General features: G+C 56.7%; 13 protein-coding genes. 3 read left to right on the top strand and 10 right to left on the bottom strand.

Translation table 11 applies throughout. The features are described from left to right. Positions 1-3 precede the first annotated feature (3 nt). Genes ACIQ0Q_RS05035 through ACIQ0Q_RS05025 form a run of 3 tightly spaced genes read left to right on the top strand, consistent with a single transcriptional unit; the run spans position 4 to position 6,666 of the window. A complete protein-coding gene (locus ACIQ0Q_RS05035) occupies positions 4-4,872 on the top strand; it encodes an NAD-glutamate dehydrogenase (protein WP_395771858.1) in 4,869 nt (1,622 codons plus the stop codon). 51 nt (positions 4,873-4,923) lie between these two features. Continuing rightward, entirely contained in the window at positions 4,924-5,700 is a 777-nt protein-coding gene (locus ACIQ0Q_RS05030; protein ID WP_395771857.1) for an NAD kinase, read from the top strand. Positions 5,701-5,739: 39 nt separating this feature from the next. Further along, positions 5,740-6,666: a 5'-nucleotidase gene (locus ACIQ0Q_RS05025; protein WP_395771856.1), complete on the top strand. Its 927-nt coding sequence runs from the start codon at positions 5,740-5,742 to the stop codon at positions 6,664-6,666. Positions 6,667-6,722: 56 nt separating this feature from the next. Here ACIQ0Q_RS05025 and sbcB read toward each other — a convergent pair whose 3' ends face one another. From sbcB to ACIQ0Q_RS04975, 10 genes are all read right to left on the bottom strand, one after another. Then, entirely contained in the window at positions 6,723-8,147 is a 1,425-nt protein-coding gene (sbcB, locus tag ACIQ0Q_RS05020) for an exodeoxyribonuclease I (RefSeq protein WP_395771855.1), read from the bottom strand. Further along, entirely contained in the window at positions 8,140-9,486 is a 1,347-nt protein-coding gene (locus ACIQ0Q_RS05015; RefSeq protein ID WP_395771854.1) for an FAD-dependent oxidoreductase, read from the bottom strand. Before ACIQ0Q_RS05015 ends, sbcB begins: the two co-directional genes overlap by 8 nt. Then, entirely contained in the window at positions 9,483-10,751 is a 1,269-nt protein-coding gene (gene kynU, locus ACIQ0Q_RS05010) for a kynureninase (RefSeq protein WP_395771853.1), read from the bottom strand. The genes ACIQ0Q_RS05015 and kynU overlap by 4 nt, the downstream gene beginning before the upstream one ends. Continuing rightward, the gene (locus ACIQ0Q_RS05005; protein ID WP_395771852.1) at positions 10,748-11,767 is read right to left on the bottom strand and encodes an amidohydrolase family protein; all 1,020 of its coding nucleotides are present in this window, start codon (positions 11,765-11,767) and stop codon (positions 10,748-10,750) included. Before ACIQ0Q_RS05005 ends, kynU begins: the two co-directional genes overlap by 4 nt. An 8-nt stretch (positions 11,768-11,775) precedes the next feature. Then, on the bottom strand, positions 11,776-12,732 hold the full coding sequence (locus tag ACIQ0Q_RS05000; RefSeq protein ID WP_395771851.1) for a sodium-dependent bicarbonate transport family permease: 957 nt from the start codon (positions 12,730-12,732) through the stop codon (positions 11,776-11,778). A gap of 3 nt (positions 12,733-12,735) precedes the next feature. Then, complete coding sequence (locus tag ACIQ0Q_RS04995) at positions 12,736-13,269, bottom strand: 3-hydroxyanthranilate 3,4-dioxygenase (RefSeq protein ID WP_395771850.1); 534 nt, start codon at positions 13,267-13,269, stop codon at positions 12,736-12,738. A gap of 1 nt (position 13,270) precedes the next feature. Further along, positions 13,271-13,696, bottom strand: a complete 426-nt coding sequence (locus ACIQ0Q_RS04990) for a RidA family protein (protein WP_395771849.1) — start codon at positions 13,694-13,696, stop codon at positions 13,271-13,273. Further along, complete coding sequence (gene can, locus ACIQ0Q_RS04985; protein WP_395771848.1) at positions 13,689-14,345, bottom strand: carbonate dehydratase; 657 nt, start codon at positions 14,343-14,345, stop codon at positions 13,689-13,691. The genes ACIQ0Q_RS04990 and can overlap by 8 nt, the downstream gene beginning before the upstream one ends. Then, positions 14,338-15,780 (bottom strand): aldehyde dehydrogenase, encoded by a 1,443-nt coding sequence (locus ACIQ0Q_RS04980; RefSeq protein ID WP_395771847.1) that lies wholly within the window; start codon positions 15,778-15,780, stop codon positions 14,338-14,340. The genes can and ACIQ0Q_RS04980 overlap by 8 nt, the downstream gene beginning before the upstream one ends. A 52-nt stretch (positions 15,781-15,832) precedes the next feature. Beyond that, a partial coding sequence (locus tag ACIQ0Q_RS04975; protein WP_395771846.1) for an SDR family oxidoreductase occupies positions 15,833-16,223 on the bottom strand: 391 nt, incomplete at its 5' end.

Below are 16,223 nucleotides of genomic sequence, written 5' to 3'. Positions count from 1 at the left end.
TCCATGACCGTCATCATCAATCCTTCGGCCTCGGCCATTTCTGCCATAACACGACAGTTGGTCCAAACCTTAAACAGGTCTGATACAGATGCAGACATCGTCCATGCCATCCTGTCTCAGATATCATTAGAGGATTTCGAGCTGCAGGACCAGCAGGCCTGGGTGAAGATTTTGAATTCGCTGCTGGATGTTACGCGTGTCCGCCAACCCGGCATCGCCAATGTCCGGGTAACCCAGGATGTAAATCTCGCAGCCGACGGCAGCAGCCCCCGTAGCAGTCTGGAAATCGTTTCAGACGACTATCCATTTCTCGTCGATTCCTTCAAGATGGTTCTGGATGACCTTGGCGTCACGTGTTTTGACATCGTACATCCGGTACTTTCCGTTGATCGCAATAGTAAAGGTTCATTGACCGCGTTACCCGGACCAATCAAAGAGTCTGTGGTTTGGATGGAAATCGAACGTCAGACCACTGAAACTGCAGATAAATTGATTGCTGCAATCCGCAGCACCTTGGAAGATGTCAGGGCCAGTGTCACCGATTGGCAAAAGATGCGTACGCGCATGCTTGAAGTTGCCGACATCGCCGCTAGCCAGCATCTTGATCATGCTGAAACCGCGCCGTCCGAGGTCAGTGCTTTTCTGAAGTGGGCTTCCGAAAACCATTTCACTTTCCTGGGTTACCGGGAGTATCGTGTCAGCTGTCAGGGCTCAGAGAATTCTCTGGATGCTGTTCCGGGAACCGGTCTTGGTATCCTGCGAGATGCGCATCACGGCACCAATGTAAGCCTGATCAGTAGTCTTGGCCAGACGCTGCGCGAGCGGCGTGATTTGCTGGTGCTGACCAAGACCGCCGAACGTGCCACGGTTCACCGTCCGACTTACATGGATTACATCGGCATATTGCATTACGGCGCCGATGGCCGCGTCTTGGGTGAGTATCGCTTCATCGGCCTGTTCACCACATCGGCTTATAACCGACGTCCCTGGGAAATTCCCGTGGTCCGTCTCAATTACGACAAGGTCATGCAATCTTCCGGTCTCAGTCCGGAGGGCCATAGCGGCAAGGCATTGCGCCAGATTCTTGAAACCTTGCCGCGTGAGGAGCTGTTCCAGGCCGCTCCTGATCAGTTGCTTCAGACCAGTGTCAGTATACTCAGCCTTCAGGAACGTTTCCGGCCTAAACTGTTCATCCGCAAGGATTCGTTCGGCCGCTTCTTCTCGGTACTGATCTACCTTCCCAAGGACCGCTTTAATACCGAAATCCGCACCCGTATTGAAGACATGCTCATGCATGCACTGCGTGGTGTTCGCATTGATAAGACCCTGAAGATCGGTGACTCGCCACTGGCGCAGTTGCATCTTCTTATCCGACATGATGGCAGTCTTCCCGCATCCTATGATCTCGAGGCGCTGGAGGCCGAACTGGCTGCCATTATCCGCAACTGGAAGGATGAGCTTCGTGACGCCCTCATTCATGGATTTGGCGAAGAGCAGGGTATCGCGTTTGCGGCACGGTATTTACCGGCATTGCCGCAGAGTTATGTGGAAACCGTCACGCCTCAGCAGAGTATCGAAGATATTCGGCAGATTGAACAGCTTACTGCTAATGGTGGCCTGGCTCTGAATCTCTACCAGAAAGACGATTTTCTGCGTTTCAAATTGTTCAGTCTCGATAGGGAGATTGCGCTTTCCGATGCTCTCCCTATGCTTGAAAACCTCGGCGTCAAGGTGCTGACCGAAAATCCCTATGTGCTGACATTAGACGAACGTAGGGTCATCATCCAAGACTTCGCTTTGGAATCGACAAAAATCGTTTCGGCCGAACACATCAAGGCCGGCTTCGAACAGGCCTTTAGCGCGGTCTGGCAGGGGCAATGCGAAAACGATGGCTTCAACCGCCTGGTGACGCTGGCAGGTCTGGGCTGGCGCCAGGTTGCGGTGCTGCGCGCCTATTGCAAATACCTGCTCCAGATCGGTGTTCCTTTCTCGCAGATTTACATGGAAGAGACGATGCAGCGCTATCCGGCGGTAGCTCGGATACTGATTGGTCTGTTTGAAGCGCGCTTCGATCCGGATTTGAGTGGAAGTAATGTCGATCTGGCTCCAAACCTGAAAGGTATGGGTGTCGATTCGGCGGAACGCTATCTGTCCAACTTCGTTGCAACTTCGCGTGAAGAGCAAGTCGGTGCCGTTGACAAGCTCCTTGGCAAACAGCTCGCTAAAGTAGCCAGTCTGGATGAAGACCGTATCCTGCGAGCCTTCGCAGCAGTCATAAAAGCGACCCTTCGCACAAGTGTCTTCCAGGCCAGTGACCGCCTGGGTAAAACCAAAGATTACTTCAGTTTCAAATTCGATCCTGCGCAGGTTCCGGATATTCCGAAGCCGGTCCCATACCGCGAAATTTTCGTCTACTCACCTTTTGTCGAAGGCGTACATTTGCGTTTTGGACCGGTTGCTCGCGGCGGCCTGCGCTGGTCAGACCGTCGCGAAGACTTCCGTACCGAGGTGCTTGGGTTGGTCAAGGCCCAGATGGTCAAGAACACCGTGATCGTTCCGGTCGGCTCGAAAGGCGGCTTCTTTGCCAAGCGTTCACCTGAAGGAGGCGACCGAGATACGGTACTGGCTGAAGGCATCGCCTGTTATAAACGCTTCATCAATGGATTACTCGATATCACTGATAATCTTGTCAACGGCCATATTGTGCATCCGCAACAGGTGGTGCGCTATGATGGTGATGACCCCTATCTAGTGGTTGCTGCCGATAAGGGTACCGCCACATTCTCTGATATTGCCAATGGCATTTCGGCTGAGCATGCATTCTGGCTTGGTGATGCCTTTGCGTCTGGCGGCTCGGTCGGCTATGACCACAAAGGCATGGGCATCACTGCTAAGGGGGCATGGGAGTCAGTCAAACGGCATTTCCGGGCGCTCGGCCGTAACAGTCAATCCGAAGATTTCACATGCGTCGGTATCGGTGATATGTCGGGCGATGTCTTTGGGAATGGCATGTTGCTGTCACCCCATATCCGTCTACTGGCGGCATTCGATCACCGTCATATCTTCCTGGATCCGAATCCTGATGCCTCTGTGACATATGCCGAGCGGAAACGCATGTTCGCGCTTCCGCGTTCGAGTTGGGAAGACTACAATGCCGCACTTATTTCCAAGGGCGGCGGCGTGTTTCCACGCAGCGCGAAATCAATTGCACTTAGTACGGAAGTCAAAACGGCACTTGGCATCAATGACGAAATTTCGGAAATGAGCCCGAACCAGCTGATGAACGTCATACTGAAAGCGCCGGTTGATTTGCTCTGGAATGGCGGCATCGGAACCTATGTTAAATCCACTGGCGAGTCTCATGCTGACTGCGGCGACCGTGCCAATAATGGTCTACGTGTTAGTGGCAGCGAACTGCGTTGCCGAATGGTGGGTGAAGGTGGCAATCTGGGCATGACCCAGCGTGGACGCATTGAAGCGGCCCAGCATGGTGTCCTGCTCAATACCGATTTCATCGATAACTCGGCTGGCGTCGACACTTCCGACCATGAGGTCAACATCAAAATCCTGCTCGGTGCTGCCGTGCTCGCAGGGGAGTTGACACTCGAGCAGCGCAATGCGCTGCTGGCCAGTATGACCGATGAGGTTGGTGACCTGGTTCTGGTTGACAACTACCGGCAGAACCAAGCACTCAGTCTGATGGAATCGATGAGTGCACAGCGCCTAGGCTCATTCACGCACTTTATCCAAACACTTGAAGCCAAGGGTCTGCTAGACCGTGCCATCGAATTCCTGCCAAGCGATGCCGAATTGGCCGAGCGCAAAGCCAAGGGGCAAGGGTTGACCCGTCCGGAACTTTCAGTTCTGCTGAGCTATGACAAGATTGTCATCTTCAATCAGCTTCTGGAGTCCGATGTGCCGGAAGATCCGTTCCTTTCTATGGAACTGCAGCGCTACTTCCCGAAGCCCTTGCAGGTAAAGTATGCCGATTACATGCTCAGCCACCGCCTGCGCCGCGAAATCATCGCTACCGCGGTAACCAATTCCCTGGTCAACCGGATGGGTTCGACATTCCTATTGCGTATGCAGGAGGATACCGGTGAAACCCCGTCACAAATCGCTAAGGCCTATACCATTATTCGCGAAAGTATACTGGCAAGGGAGCTCTGGTCCGAAATCGATGCGCTCGACCATAAGGTCAGCGAGAAAGTACAGATCGAGGCTCTTACCGGTATCTGGCATCTCCAGCGTAATCTGACTCGCTGGCTCATTGCTCAGTCGGGACTTATTCTGGATATTGCGCGTATGGTGGAACGCTATCAGGAGCCGTTCAGTACGCTGCTTAAATCGCTGCCGGTCGCGCTGACCAACGCAGATAGGTTGCTATTTGATGCCGAATTCAGGCGTCTATCAGGACTCGGCATGTCGGCCCGACTGGCACATTTTCTGGCGGCGCTGCCTTACCTGAACTCTGCGATGGACATCGTTGAGCTTAGCCTGCTCCAGAAACAGCCGGTTATGGCGGTTGCGCAGGCCCATCTTGCACTGAGTGAAGCTTTGCATATCAATTGGTTGCTTGAAAACGTCGAGCTCCTTCCGGTGACTGGTCGTTGGCAGGCGCAGGCCCGTGGCGTACTCCGCGATGAGCTGCAGGCTCAACAGCGTCAGCTGGTCAGTACGGTCCTGGCGACAGCCTCCGCCGGTAAATCGCCAGCCGAATGGGTCAGTTCATGGCTGTCGCGCGATGATGCGGGTCTCAGGTACACCCTGGGCATGTTCAGTGATATGCGCTCCTTGAGCGAGATGGATTTTCCGACCCTCTCGGTGGCAGTCCGACGTCTGGCGCAAATTGCCTCCACCGGCGTGCGCTGATATGGCCGGGTACATCGGTTATGATGTGCCCGTCATGCCATGGAGCCGCTTGTGAAGCTTTCCGATCCGCCAAATATTGCTTTCGTAGCCAGTCCCGTGGCCGGGGCGCAGGAGGCGTTACAGGCTTTAATCAGCGCCTATGGCCAATCTTCGCCCGAATCGGCAGATGTCATTTGCGCGCTAGGGGGTGACGGCTTCATGCTGTCGACATTGCACCGGTTCGCTTCCTTGTCACTTCCGGTATTCGGCATGAAACTGGGTAGTGTTGGGTTCCTGATGAACCATTACCGCCCAGAAGGTCTGCTTGAGCGACTCCGCAGTGCCGAGTACAGCACATTAAAGCCGCTTGAAATGGAGGCATTGACCGAGGCCGGTATGCGCTACCGTTTCCTGGCCTATAACGAGGTTTCCTTGCTACGACAAACACGCCAGGCTGCCCAGCTGGAGGTATCCTTGAATGGTCAGATCCGGCTTGAAGAGCTGGTATGCGATGGCATACTTGTGGCAACCCCGGCTGGCAGCACGGCCTATAATTTCTCGGCCATGGGTCCGATATTGCCCCTGGGATCTGCGGTCATTGCGTTGACACCCATCGCGCCATTCCGCCCGCGGCGCTGGCGCGGCGCTATCCTGCGTGCCGACACCCTGGTCCGGCTGCGGGTGCTTGACCCCTACAAGCGTCCAGTAAGCGTCACTGCGGACTCCCACGAGGTTCGCGATGTCATCGAGGTCAACATCCGAGAAGGTAATGAAAATACCGTACGCCTGCTGTTCGACCCCGAGCACAATCTCGATGACCGCATTCTCAATGAACAATTCGTCACCTGAATCTCGGTAAATGAGACTTCCTTAGTTCATACTGGCATCATGAACGGCCAACCTACTTCGCATTCGAGTCAAGCCCCCGCGCCATTAGTGGTGGCCATTACAGCGCGCGCTTTGTTCCATCTGGAAGACGGCCACCGAGTATTTGAAGCCCAGGGCATCGATGCCTATGCGGAATACCAGCGTAGGCACGAAAACGACACACTACCGCCGGGGATCGCTTTTCCGCTGGTCCAGAAGTTGCTGGCCTTGAATGCCGGCGCCGATCCGGATCATCCGAGGGTGGAAGTCATTCTGCTCTCACGCAACAGTTCCGATACCGGTCTGCGTATTTTCAATTCCATTGAGCACTATGGCCTGAAAATCACTCGGGCAGTTTTCACCAGCGGTGCTGAGGTTTATCCCTACATCCAGCCTTTTGGGGCGCAACTTTTTCTTTCGGCAAACCCCGATTCCGTGCGTTCTGCGTTGGAACATGGTGTCGCCGCAGCAACCATATTGCCTGCAGTTGCCGCCGAACAACTTCATCATGAGCTGCGCATTGCCTTCGATGGTGATGCTGTGATTTTCAGTGATGAGTCTGAACGTGTTTCCCAAGAGGACGGCCTTGCCGCATTTCACGCTCACGAAACAGCCCGCGCCTATGAGCCACTTTCAGGTGGGCCCTTCAAGGGATTCCTGTCTGCTTTGCATGACCTTCAGGAATGTTTCCCGGTAAAATCCAGTCCGATCCGAACCGCCTTGGTGACGGCGCGCTCGGCACCGGCTCATAAACGGGTCATTTTGACCCTGCGTCAGTGGGGGGTCCGTCTGGATGAATCGCTTTTTCTGGGTGGCCGTGACAAAGGCCCATTTCTTGAAGCCTTTGGTGCTGATTTGTTTTTCGATGATTCCAGTCACAACATTGCTAGTGCCCGGCAACATGTCGCGGCAGGCCATGTTCCCCATGGCGTTTCGAATAATCGATGATTGAAACTAATTCTTTTATGGGGCATGGATCCCGATAACTGGCCGCTCTCGGTGTTTCATGCCGTTGCCGGAGAGATTCGTTCTGCCCAGTCAATCAATGCTTGTATGACCCCGGCTTTATCGGGATGAGCTGCGGCTAGGTCACGGCATTGCTGTGTGTAATCACTCAGCGCCTCCGGCGTCAGCCGGCTTTTCCGGAAATCTCGCCATTGAATCGACTCGCCGCCGGTCAGGGACTCCGGCCAGTTTCGGGCCTTGTAGCGGAAGTACAGTTCACTCAGGCGCGGATCAATGAAGACCAGGGGGTCGCAGCCCTTGCTGAAGCGCGCCTTTCCGAATTTCGGTTTGTCGGCACGCTCAATGAACCCGTCATAAAGTGCGGCATCTGGATCAGCCGGTTCGCCAGTGCGCGGACGACTGAATACCTTTGCCAACTTGTCTGTAATGGCTTCGAAATGAGCCAGCAAATCACTACGAATGGCATCGGCGGCCGCGATGTCAATCTTCAGGCGTTCGGCGTCAATGCCCCATCGAGCCAGTTCGGCTTCACTCAAGGACTGCAGGGTGACGACCACCGGGCAGTGGTTGTGCTGGATTTCCTTGATGCCGATGCGGCTTTCACCTTCCGGCAGCAAACTGCGTTTGGTAAAAATATTGCTGGCGATTTCTTCGGGCGTGTAATGCAGCAGTTTCAGGGCTTCCGGCGCCAGTTCAATGGCAATCACCCGGTTTTTGAACAAGGGGTGTGGCATCAGCGGAAGCATTAATGCGCTGCAGGCCCGTTCCGCGGAGAACTGGCCGGACACATGCAGCACCGCCTGACGCTTGTGCGGAGCTATGATGCCGGCTACGAACTCCTTGTCACGGAGCTTCAGCGCATAGTTCCATAGCTTCGGTTGCGCGGCTTTGGCCCGTCGCGCTATCCTGATCAGGCTGCGCACATCCGAAAGCGCTTCATGGGCTTCACCCTCGAAGCAATCGTTGGCTTTGGCCAGATCTTCCAGTTTAAAGCTCGGTAGTCCATCCTCACGCAGCGGCCACTGCAGGCCATCAGGACGCATTGCATAGAACATGCGCATGACATCAAGCAGGTCCCAGCGGGAATTGCCGGCGGTATATTCGCGTTCGTAGGCATCGAAAAAATTCCGGTACAGGCCGAAGCGGATAAACTCGTCATCGAAGCGAATCGAGTTGTAGCCAAGTGCGCAGGTGCTCGGATGGCTGAACTGCTCGTGCAGCACCGCCATGAACTCGGCCTCGCACAGTCCTGCGGCAAGGGCGTGCTGCGGGGTTATTCCGGTGATGAGGGCTGCCTCCGGTTCAGGCAGAAAATCATCGGCCGGGCGGCAGAACAAGGACACCGGTTCGCCGATCGGATTCAAATCCGGGTCGGTGCGGATAGCGGCGAACTGGGAGATCCGGCTGGTGCGCGGGCTGCGGCCGAAGGTTTCAAGATCGTACCAGAGGAAGCTTTCAGGCATGCAGGGGCTCGAGCTCGCGATGGATCATCTCCGAGGCTAAGGCATAATCGACCTGGGCGATATCGGAAATTCCTTCACACAGACCTGCGAGGATGCCGCGTTGGATCCTGCCGCGGCGTAGGGCAACGGCATAAGGCACGCGCTGGAAACTGACCATGCTGTAACGCGGAATGAATCGATCCGGATGGCGCCCGGCCAATTCGCGTTCAAGCGCTCTTTCCAGCAGAAAACGGCTGTCGTCGACTTTGTCGCGCATCTCCACATAGTTCTCCAGCGCCATGGTCTGGATAGCGGCAGCGTTTTCACGCCGGGCCGCTTCATAGGCGCTGATGGCAGCGTTCCAGTTTTCTGCATTTTCAATGGCATCGACCAGTGCCAGGCAGTCCTCGAACGCACAGTTCATGCCTTGTCCATGGAACGGCACCATAGCATGCGCGGCATCACCGATCAGCACGATACGGTCTCCATGATGCCAGGTATCGAGCGTCAATGTGGCCAGTGCACTCTCCGGATTATGCTGCCAATCGTAGTCAAAATCCGCAATTTTATCGAGCGCGTCCGGAAAAACCTCGGCAAAAAAGGCCCGGGCACTGGACGGATCGCGGATCTGATCGAAGCCCGGATTGCCCTTGGCCGGCAGAAAAAGGGTGACGGTGAATGTTTTTTCGGTATTCGGCAGGGCAATGCACATATATCCGCCGCGCGGCCAGATATGCAGACTATTGCCGTCCAGTTTGAAATCTCCTTGCGAATCCGGTGCGATTTCAAGTTCACGGTAATTGTGTCCCAAAGCATCCAGGTGTTCTTGAAGCAGACCCTTTTGGACCAGAACACGACGGACCGCTGATCCGGCGCCATCAGCACCAATCAGACGTTCAAAGGTCTCGGTTTCGCTGTGATCCAAATAATCGATGCGAAGCGTGTTGTTGTGGAGGTCAATATCACCGATTCGGGCATTGAAATGGACGCTGACCCCCTGTTTTTCGGCAGCTTCAATCAGCGCCGTGTTCAGACGGCCGCGGTGAACCGACCAAATCACTTCCGAGTCATCCTTGCCATAGCGCAGGAAATGGGTATCGCCCGATACGTCATGGACCATGCGCCCGCGCATCATGACCACCTGCGGCATTACTGCATCATCGAGTCCGGCCTGCTGCAGGGCATATAGGCCGCGGTAGGCCAGAGCCAGATTGATCGATCGACCACCCTCAATTCCGGCTTTGCGCGGATCCGGACGTTTTTCATAGATGCGGACCGTGTGGCCTTTCTGGACCAGCAAGATGGCAAGCAAGGCGCCAGCGAGACCTGCGCCGGCAATATGGATGGTTTGGTGTTTCATACTGATTCCGCCCATTGTTTGATGCATCGCACCGCACCAAGGCAGTCGCTGAAGCGGTTGTAAAGCGGTGTCGGCGATAGACGGATGACATCCGGTTCCCGCCAGTCGCCGATGACGCCGGATTGCATCAGATGTTCAAAGAGCTGTTTTCCGGCGTCGCGTCCGGCGCGCACCTGCAAACTCAACTGGCATCCGCGCTGCTCGGGGTCGTCGGGGGTGACACTTCGAAGCACATCGCCGAGCTCCTGCCGGATGAGCGCTTCCAGATATGCTGTAAGCGCAAGGGACTTCCGCCGCAATGCCGGCATACCTGCTTCATGGAAGATTTCCAGCGAAGCACGCATCGGTGCCATGGCGAAAATCGGCGGATTGCTGAGCTGCCACCCTTCCGCCCCGGGCGTGCCTTTGAATTCCGGCCCCATCTGGAAGCGGGTGTCCTGACGATGGCCCCACCAGCCGTTGAACCTTGGCAGCACGGCCTGGGCATGACGCTCATGCACGAAGGCACCGGCAATGGCGCCGGGGCCGGAGTTCAGATATTTATAGCTGCACCAAGCCGCGAAATCCGCGCCTGAATCATGCAGCTGCAAGGGCAGGTTGCCGGCGGCATGCGCCAGATCGAAACCGACTCGGCAGCCATAGAAGTGACCAAGATCGGCAATGGCTTTCAGATCGAAAGCCTGACCAGTGCGGTACTGCACGCCGGGCCACAGTATCAAGGCCACGCGGTGGCCGTGTTCACGCAGGCAGCTTTCCAGGGCATCCGTCGGAATCAGGCCGGTGTCCGGATCGGCAGCAATTTCAATCAGGCACTCGGCCGGGTCGAAGCCATGGAAGCGGATCTGAGATTCAACGGCATAACGGTCGGAGGGGAATGCGCCCTGTTCGATGACGATTGCTGCGCGCTCCGCGTTCGGCCGGTAGAAGCTGACCATTAATAGGTGCAGATTGACAGTCAAGGAGTTCATGGCGACAACTTCCACTGGCCTGGCCCCGACTGTTTCCGCAAGCAGATCACGAAGTTCGCTGTGGTAAGGCATCCACGGGTGCTTGGCGTGGAAGTGGCCTTCGACGCCGAGTGCCTCCCAGTCATCCAGCTCCTGCTGAAGTACCGTCTTAACGCTTTTGGGTTGCAGGCCCAGAGAGTTTCCGCATAGATAAATCTGATCACCGTTTGCGTGTTTCGGAATATGAAAGCGGTCGCGAAACGAAGCCAGGGAATCGGCACGGTCCAGTTGATCGGCATAATCGTTGCTGAAAATCATGATTTCTGCTCAAAGTGACGACGGTCCCGACCCAGCCAGGACAGCGCGGTTCGGCTAAACAGCTGCTCCTGATCATCGACATCCAGATTCAGACCGAGGATTCCCGAACCGGGTTCCTGCTCACCGAGCGGAAAGGGATAATCGGTGCCGAGCATGACCCGGTCGATGCCGACGGTGTCTAATAGATAGCGCAGGGCGCGGTCGTCATGCACGCAGGAATCGAAATACAGTTGTTTAAAATAACCCCGGGGGTTGTGCGGATTGTCGGTGGCCACCAGATCCGGCCGCATGTTGAATCCATGTTCGATCCGACCGATGGTATACGGAAAACTGCCGCCGCCGTGCGCAAGCATCACTTTAAGACGTGGAAACTGCTGGAGTACGCCGCCGAAAATGAGTGCACAGGCTGCCCGTGATTGTTCGGCCGGCATGCCGACCAGCCAGGGCATCCAGTATTTCGGCATGCTGTCAGTACCCATCATATCCCAAGGATGCACCAGAATGGCGGCATCGAGGTCCTGGGCGGCTTCGAAGAACGGGCGTAGCTCGGCGTCGTCCAGATTCCAGTCGTTGATGTGCGAACCGATCTGAACCCCACACAGGCCCAGCTGGTCGACGCAGCGTTCCATCTCCTGGATGGCTAGGCGCGGCGACTGCAGCGGAACAGTTCCGATGCCGGCATAGTGGCCGGGAAAGTCACGGCAGGTTTCCGCCATGTGGTCATTGAGGCTTTCATGCAGCTCGAGTGCTTGATGTGCCGGTGCCCAGTAACTGAACATGACCGGCACCGTCGAAATGACCTGGACCTGGATGCCGAAGCGCGCATAATCGTCAATGCGTTCCTGAGGGTCCCAGGTTTTCGGCCAGATTTCGCGGAAAAACTTGCCGTCCTTGTAGATCCGGTGGCGGTCGTCTTCTCCGTGGTGAATCACCGGAAACCGGTTGTCGCCGTACTTGGTGGCGAGATCCGGCCAGTCGCGGGGCAGGTAATGGGCGTGGGTGTCGATACGGAGCATGTGCAGGTCTACGCTGAGAGCCAATGCGCCATTGCTGCATAGAGCGGAATGCCGATAGCCAGGTTGAATGGAAAGGTGAAGCCCAGCGCAGCGGTAATGCAACGGCCGGTATTGGCTTCAGGCAATGAAGCGCGCATCGATGCCGGAGCTGCGATGTACGAGGCGCTGGCCGCCATGGTGCCGAATACCGCCGCTGTGGAAGCATTCATGCCGATGGCATGGCCGAGTGCTACACCGGCCGCACCATGCACCAAGGGCAGGGCGGTGGCATAGAGCCCGAGGCGGAACGCCTCCCTGCCGACGCTGCGCAGCTGCCCCGCGGCGGTCATGCCCATATCCAGCATGAACAGCATCAGCGTTCCCTGGAACAGCTGGAAATACATGGCATCCACTTTCGCGATGCCGTCTTTTCCGGATAGGTAGCCGATGGCCATGCCGCCGATCAGCAGCAGTGCGGTTTTACCGGTCAGCACTTCCCGGACCTGATGCCAGCGAATGCCATCGCCACCTTTGGCCAATGCCAGACCGATCAGGATGGCCGGAATTTCCAGGGCAACCACGAGTGCGACCAACACGGCATCGGCCGGCTGACCGCTGCGCTCGGTGAACTGCTGCGCGGCGATGAAAGTTACTGCGGACACCGACCCGAAGTGTGCCGCCATGGCGGCGGCATCAAGACGGGAATCGCGTAGCCACAGCTTTGCGGTGAAATAGGCACTGACGGCGGTCACCACGCCCAGTGCCAGAGTGGCAAAAACGTAGAGCATCAGGTTATCGGGGGCGTTGTTACCGAGTGCGACCCCGCCTTTCAGGCCTATGGCCAGCAACAGAAAGATCGAGAGGTAGCTCTGGATGGCGGCCGGAATTTCAAGGTCGCTGCGCAACAGGCGGGCTAGCATACCTAATGCGAAAGCCAGTACGACCGGTGACAGTAGATTGGCGGCGAGCAGTTCGGATGAAAACACGGGTTACTCCGGAGTTTCGTGATGGTAGCGGGCGGGTGCCGGGTTCAAATGGCCGCAGGCCTTGCAGGTGCGGTGTTCGATAGAAAGGTAAAAACGCTCGAATACAGAAAGGAACTGGTTTTCGATATCGATCAGGTAGAAGAATTCCTCATAAAGCTTGGCATTGCAACGCTCGCAGAACCACATCAGGGCGTCCTGCTCATGGGCAAGGCGCTTGCGCTCGATGACCAGGCCGACCGAATCCGGCATGCGCTGCGGGGAGTGCGGAACATGCGGCGGCAGATAGAACATTTCTCCGGCCTTGATCGGAATGTCGCGAGGCCGGCCATCCTCCTGGATGCGCAGGATCATTTCACCTTCAATCTGGTAGAAGAATTCGGGGCCGTCTTCGTAGTGATAGTCGGTCCGCTCGTTTGGGCCGCCCACAATCATGACGATGTAATCGCCATCGACCATGCACTTGTTGCCGACCGGCGGCTTGAGCAGATGGCGGTGCCCGTCGATCCATTCCTGAAGGTTGAAAGCAGGCGTCAGCATGTCAGCTCCTTGAGGCAGCAATGCATTTGAGTTCGATGGCAATCGGCGTCGGCAGGGACGTAATTCCGAGCGTGGTCCGGCAAGGAGCCTTTGCGGAATCCGGAAAATATTCGGACCAGATTCGGTTGTAAACCGGGAAATCCTTTGCCATGTCGGTCAGGTAGACGGTGACGTCGAGAAGATCGTCCATGCCGGCTCCGCAGGATTCCAGCACGCTCTGCACATTGGCGAATACCGCATGGCACTGGGCCGCCATATCGTAGGACAGCAGATTTCCGCCGGCATCATGGATATTTCCTGGGATGCCGTTGTGCGTTGCCGAACGTGGGCCGATGCCGGATAGAAAGAGCAGATTGCCTGCGCGGCGCGCATGCGGGTATGAACCCACCGCTTTCGGTGCATTTGCGGACTGAATCGATTCAGACATTGATATTCTCCCAGCATGTGCTGACGGCGCGGCGGTAGCCGCCGATCACGGTATCGGCCCCCTCGATGCCTTGATTGAGCGTCTGGATGCGGCCATCATGCAGCGAGTAGATCCAGGCATGCACCTGTACGGATTGGCCGCGGCTCCAGGCATCCTGCAGGACGGTGCTCTGGCAGACATTGAGGACCTGCTCGATGACATTCAATTCACAGAGTGTTTTGACCCGCTGTTCGGCATCGAGTTTTTCAAGTGATTCATGGTGCTTGTCATGGACGTCGGCAACATGACGCAGCCAGTTATCGACCAATCCGATACGCTGGCCGTCCAGCATGGCCTGGATGCCGCCGCAGCCGTAATGTCCACACACGATGATGTGTTCAACCTTCAGCATATCGACGGCATATTGAATGGTGCTGAGGCAGTTCAGGTCAGTATGCACCACCACATTGGCGACATTTCGGTGAACGAAGACTTCCCCGGGGTCCATCCCGGTGATCTGGTTGGCCGGTACGCGCGAGTCGGAACACCCAATCCACAGATAACGCGGATTCTGAATCTGCGCCAGACGGCTGAAAAAGCCCGGATCCTCGGCGCGAATGCGTTCGGCCCAGGCCTTATTCTGCTTCAACAGAGTCGTCAGCTCAGCCATTGGGCAAGACACCTATGCAGACGGTTTTGGGTTCAGTGAAAAATTTCATGGCTTCCAGGCCGCCTTCCCGACCGAAGCCGGATTGCTTCATGCCGCCAAAGGGTGTGCGCAGATCCCGCTGCATCCATGTGTTGATCCAGACAATGCCGCACTCGAGCTCACTGGCCATGCGATGGGCGCGCATCAGATCGCTGGTCCATACAGTTGCGGCTAGACCGTAACGCGATGCATTGGCCAGGGCCAGGGCGTGATTTTCATTGTCGAAAGCATGCAGGCTGACCACCGGTCCGAAAATCTCGTCCTGGCAGAAGCCCGAATCCATCGGCAGGCCTTCGATGACCGTTGGTGCGATGAACCAGCCGTCGCAAGCTTCCGGCTTGACTGCCTCGCCGCCGCACAGAACACTGCCGCCTTCATCTTTAGCTAGGGCGATGTAGGCCAGAACTTTGCGGAAGTGCGCTTCGGACATGACGGGACCGAGCTGCGTAGCAGGATCGGACGGTGCGCCGATCTTAAGTGCAGAAGATTCGGCGACAAAGGCCTTTTTGAAATCCTCGTAGATATCGCGGTGAATCAGAATCCGCGATCCACACAGACAGATCTGTCCGCTGTTCTGGAAGGCGGCGCGCACCAGTGACTTCAGGGTATGCGCGGGCGCATCGGCAAAGACCAGTGCCGGATTCTTGCCGCCCATCTCAAGGGTGAGCTTCTTGAACTGGTCCGCACAGGCGGCGGCAATCCGGTGTCCGACTGCAGTAGATCCGGTAAAACTGATGGCTTTGACATCCGGATGCGCGACCAGTGCAGCGCCGACGGTTTCGCCGGCGCCTTGCACGATGTTCAGTACGCCGGCTGGGAAACCGATTTCCTGGGCCGTGCGCGCGAGAAGATCTGCAGACATCGGAGTGATTTCGCTGGGTTTGGCGATGACGCAGTTGCCGGCAGCCAGCGCCGGCGCAAGTTTCCAGCTCAAGAGGTAAAGCGGCAGATTCCAGGGACTGATGACGCCGACCACGCCCAGCGGCTGGTGCAGCGTGTAGTTGAGACCGGCCTCCTGATGGTAGCTCTGATCCAGAGATTGCGTTGCTGTGCCGGCAAAAAAACGGAAGTTCGCAATCGCCCGGGGGATTTCGATATCACGGACCAAGCCCAGTGGCTTGCCTGTATCACGACTTTCACAGCGGCTGAAGGCCTCAATGCGGGCTTCAATGGCATCAGCCAAGCGGTTCAGCCACTGAGCGCGGTCGCTGGCTTTGAGTGCTGACCAGACCGGGAAAGCAGACTGGGCGGCGGTCACGGCGGCGGCGATATCAACGGCAGTTCCCCGCGGACATTCGGCGTAGGCTTGCCCGGTGACGGGATCGAATACGGACAGAACGGCCGCATCGGATGATGCCTGCGGTATTCCGGCGATCCATTGGTCGATCTTTTCCATCGGCACTCCCTTAGCCGTCATAGGATAACGCATCCGGTTGCAGAATCGGGCCTTACAGGGACTTGGTGCGCCCTCCATCGACCGGCAGATTGATACCGGTGATGTAGCCTGACTGCGGCTGGCACAGGAAGGCAACGGCATGTGCCACTTCCTTGGCCTCGGCGAAACGCGCTGCCGGTACTGTGGCTAGCATGGCGGCGGCGATGCTTTCTTCGGATTTGCCCGTTGTCGCAGCACGTTCCTTCAGGATCTGGTCAAGTCGCTGCGTGCGTGTGTAGCCCGGAAGCACGTTGTTTACGGTGATACCGTCCGCGGCAAGTTCGCCGGCCAGAGTTTTCGCCCAACTGGCAACAGCTCCGCGGATGGTATTGGATATCCCTAGCATAGCGATCGGTTCCTTGACCGAGGTCGAAATAATATTGACGATACGACCCCATTTTCGG

It is taken from the genome of Arenimonas sp., from assembly GCF_044348765.1.
In the GTDB taxonomy this organism is placed as follows: domain Bacteria; phylum Pseudomonadota; class Gammaproteobacteria; order Xanthomonadales; family Xanthomonadaceae; genus Arenimonas.
This window is presented reverse-complemented; position numbering and strand designations above follow the sequence as displayed.

What these genes read in the sequence shown, in the direction of transcription:
- can (WP_395771848.1), bottom strand. Translation starts at nt 14,345, where the DNA reads ATGGCTGAGCTGACGACTCTGTTGAAGCAGAATAAGGCCTGGGCCGAA.
- kynU (WP_395771853.1), bottom strand. Translation starts at nt 10,751, where the DNA reads ATGATTTTCAGCAACGATTATGCCGATCAACTGGACCGTGCCGATTCC.
- ACIQ0Q_RS04990 (WP_395771849.1), bottom strand. Translation starts at nt 13,696, where the DNA reads ATGTCTGAATCGATTCAGTCCGCAAATGCACCGAAAGCGGTGGGTTCA.
- ACIQ0Q_RS05025 (WP_395771856.1), top strand. Translation starts at nt 5,740, where the DNA reads ATGAACGGCCAACCTACTTCGCATTCGAGTCAAGCCCCCGCGCCATTA.
- ACIQ0Q_RS04980 (WP_395771847.1), bottom strand. Translation starts at nt 15,780, where the DNA reads ATGGAAAAGATCGACCAATGGATCGCCGGAATACCGCAGGCATCATCC.
- ACIQ0Q_RS05015 (WP_395771854.1), bottom strand. Translation starts at nt 9,486, where the DNA reads ATGAAACACCAAACCATCCATATTGCCGGCGCAGGTCTCGCTGGCGCC.
- ACIQ0Q_RS05005 (WP_395771852.1), bottom strand. Translation starts at nt 11,767, where the DNA reads ATGCTCCGTATCGACACCCACGCCCATTACCTGCCCCGCGACTGGCCG.
- sbcB (WP_395771855.1), bottom strand. Translation starts at nt 8,147, where the DNA reads ATGCCTGAAAGCTTCCTCTGGTACGATCTTGAAACCTTCGGCCGCAGC.
- ACIQ0Q_RS04995 (WP_395771850.1), bottom strand. Translation starts at nt 13,269, where the DNA reads ATGCTGACGCCTGCTTTCAACCTTCAGGAATGGATCGACGGGCACCGC.
- ACIQ0Q_RS05035 (WP_395771858.1), top strand. Translation starts at nt 4, where the DNA reads ATGACCGTCATCATCAATCCTTCGGCCTCGGCCATTTCTGCCATAACA.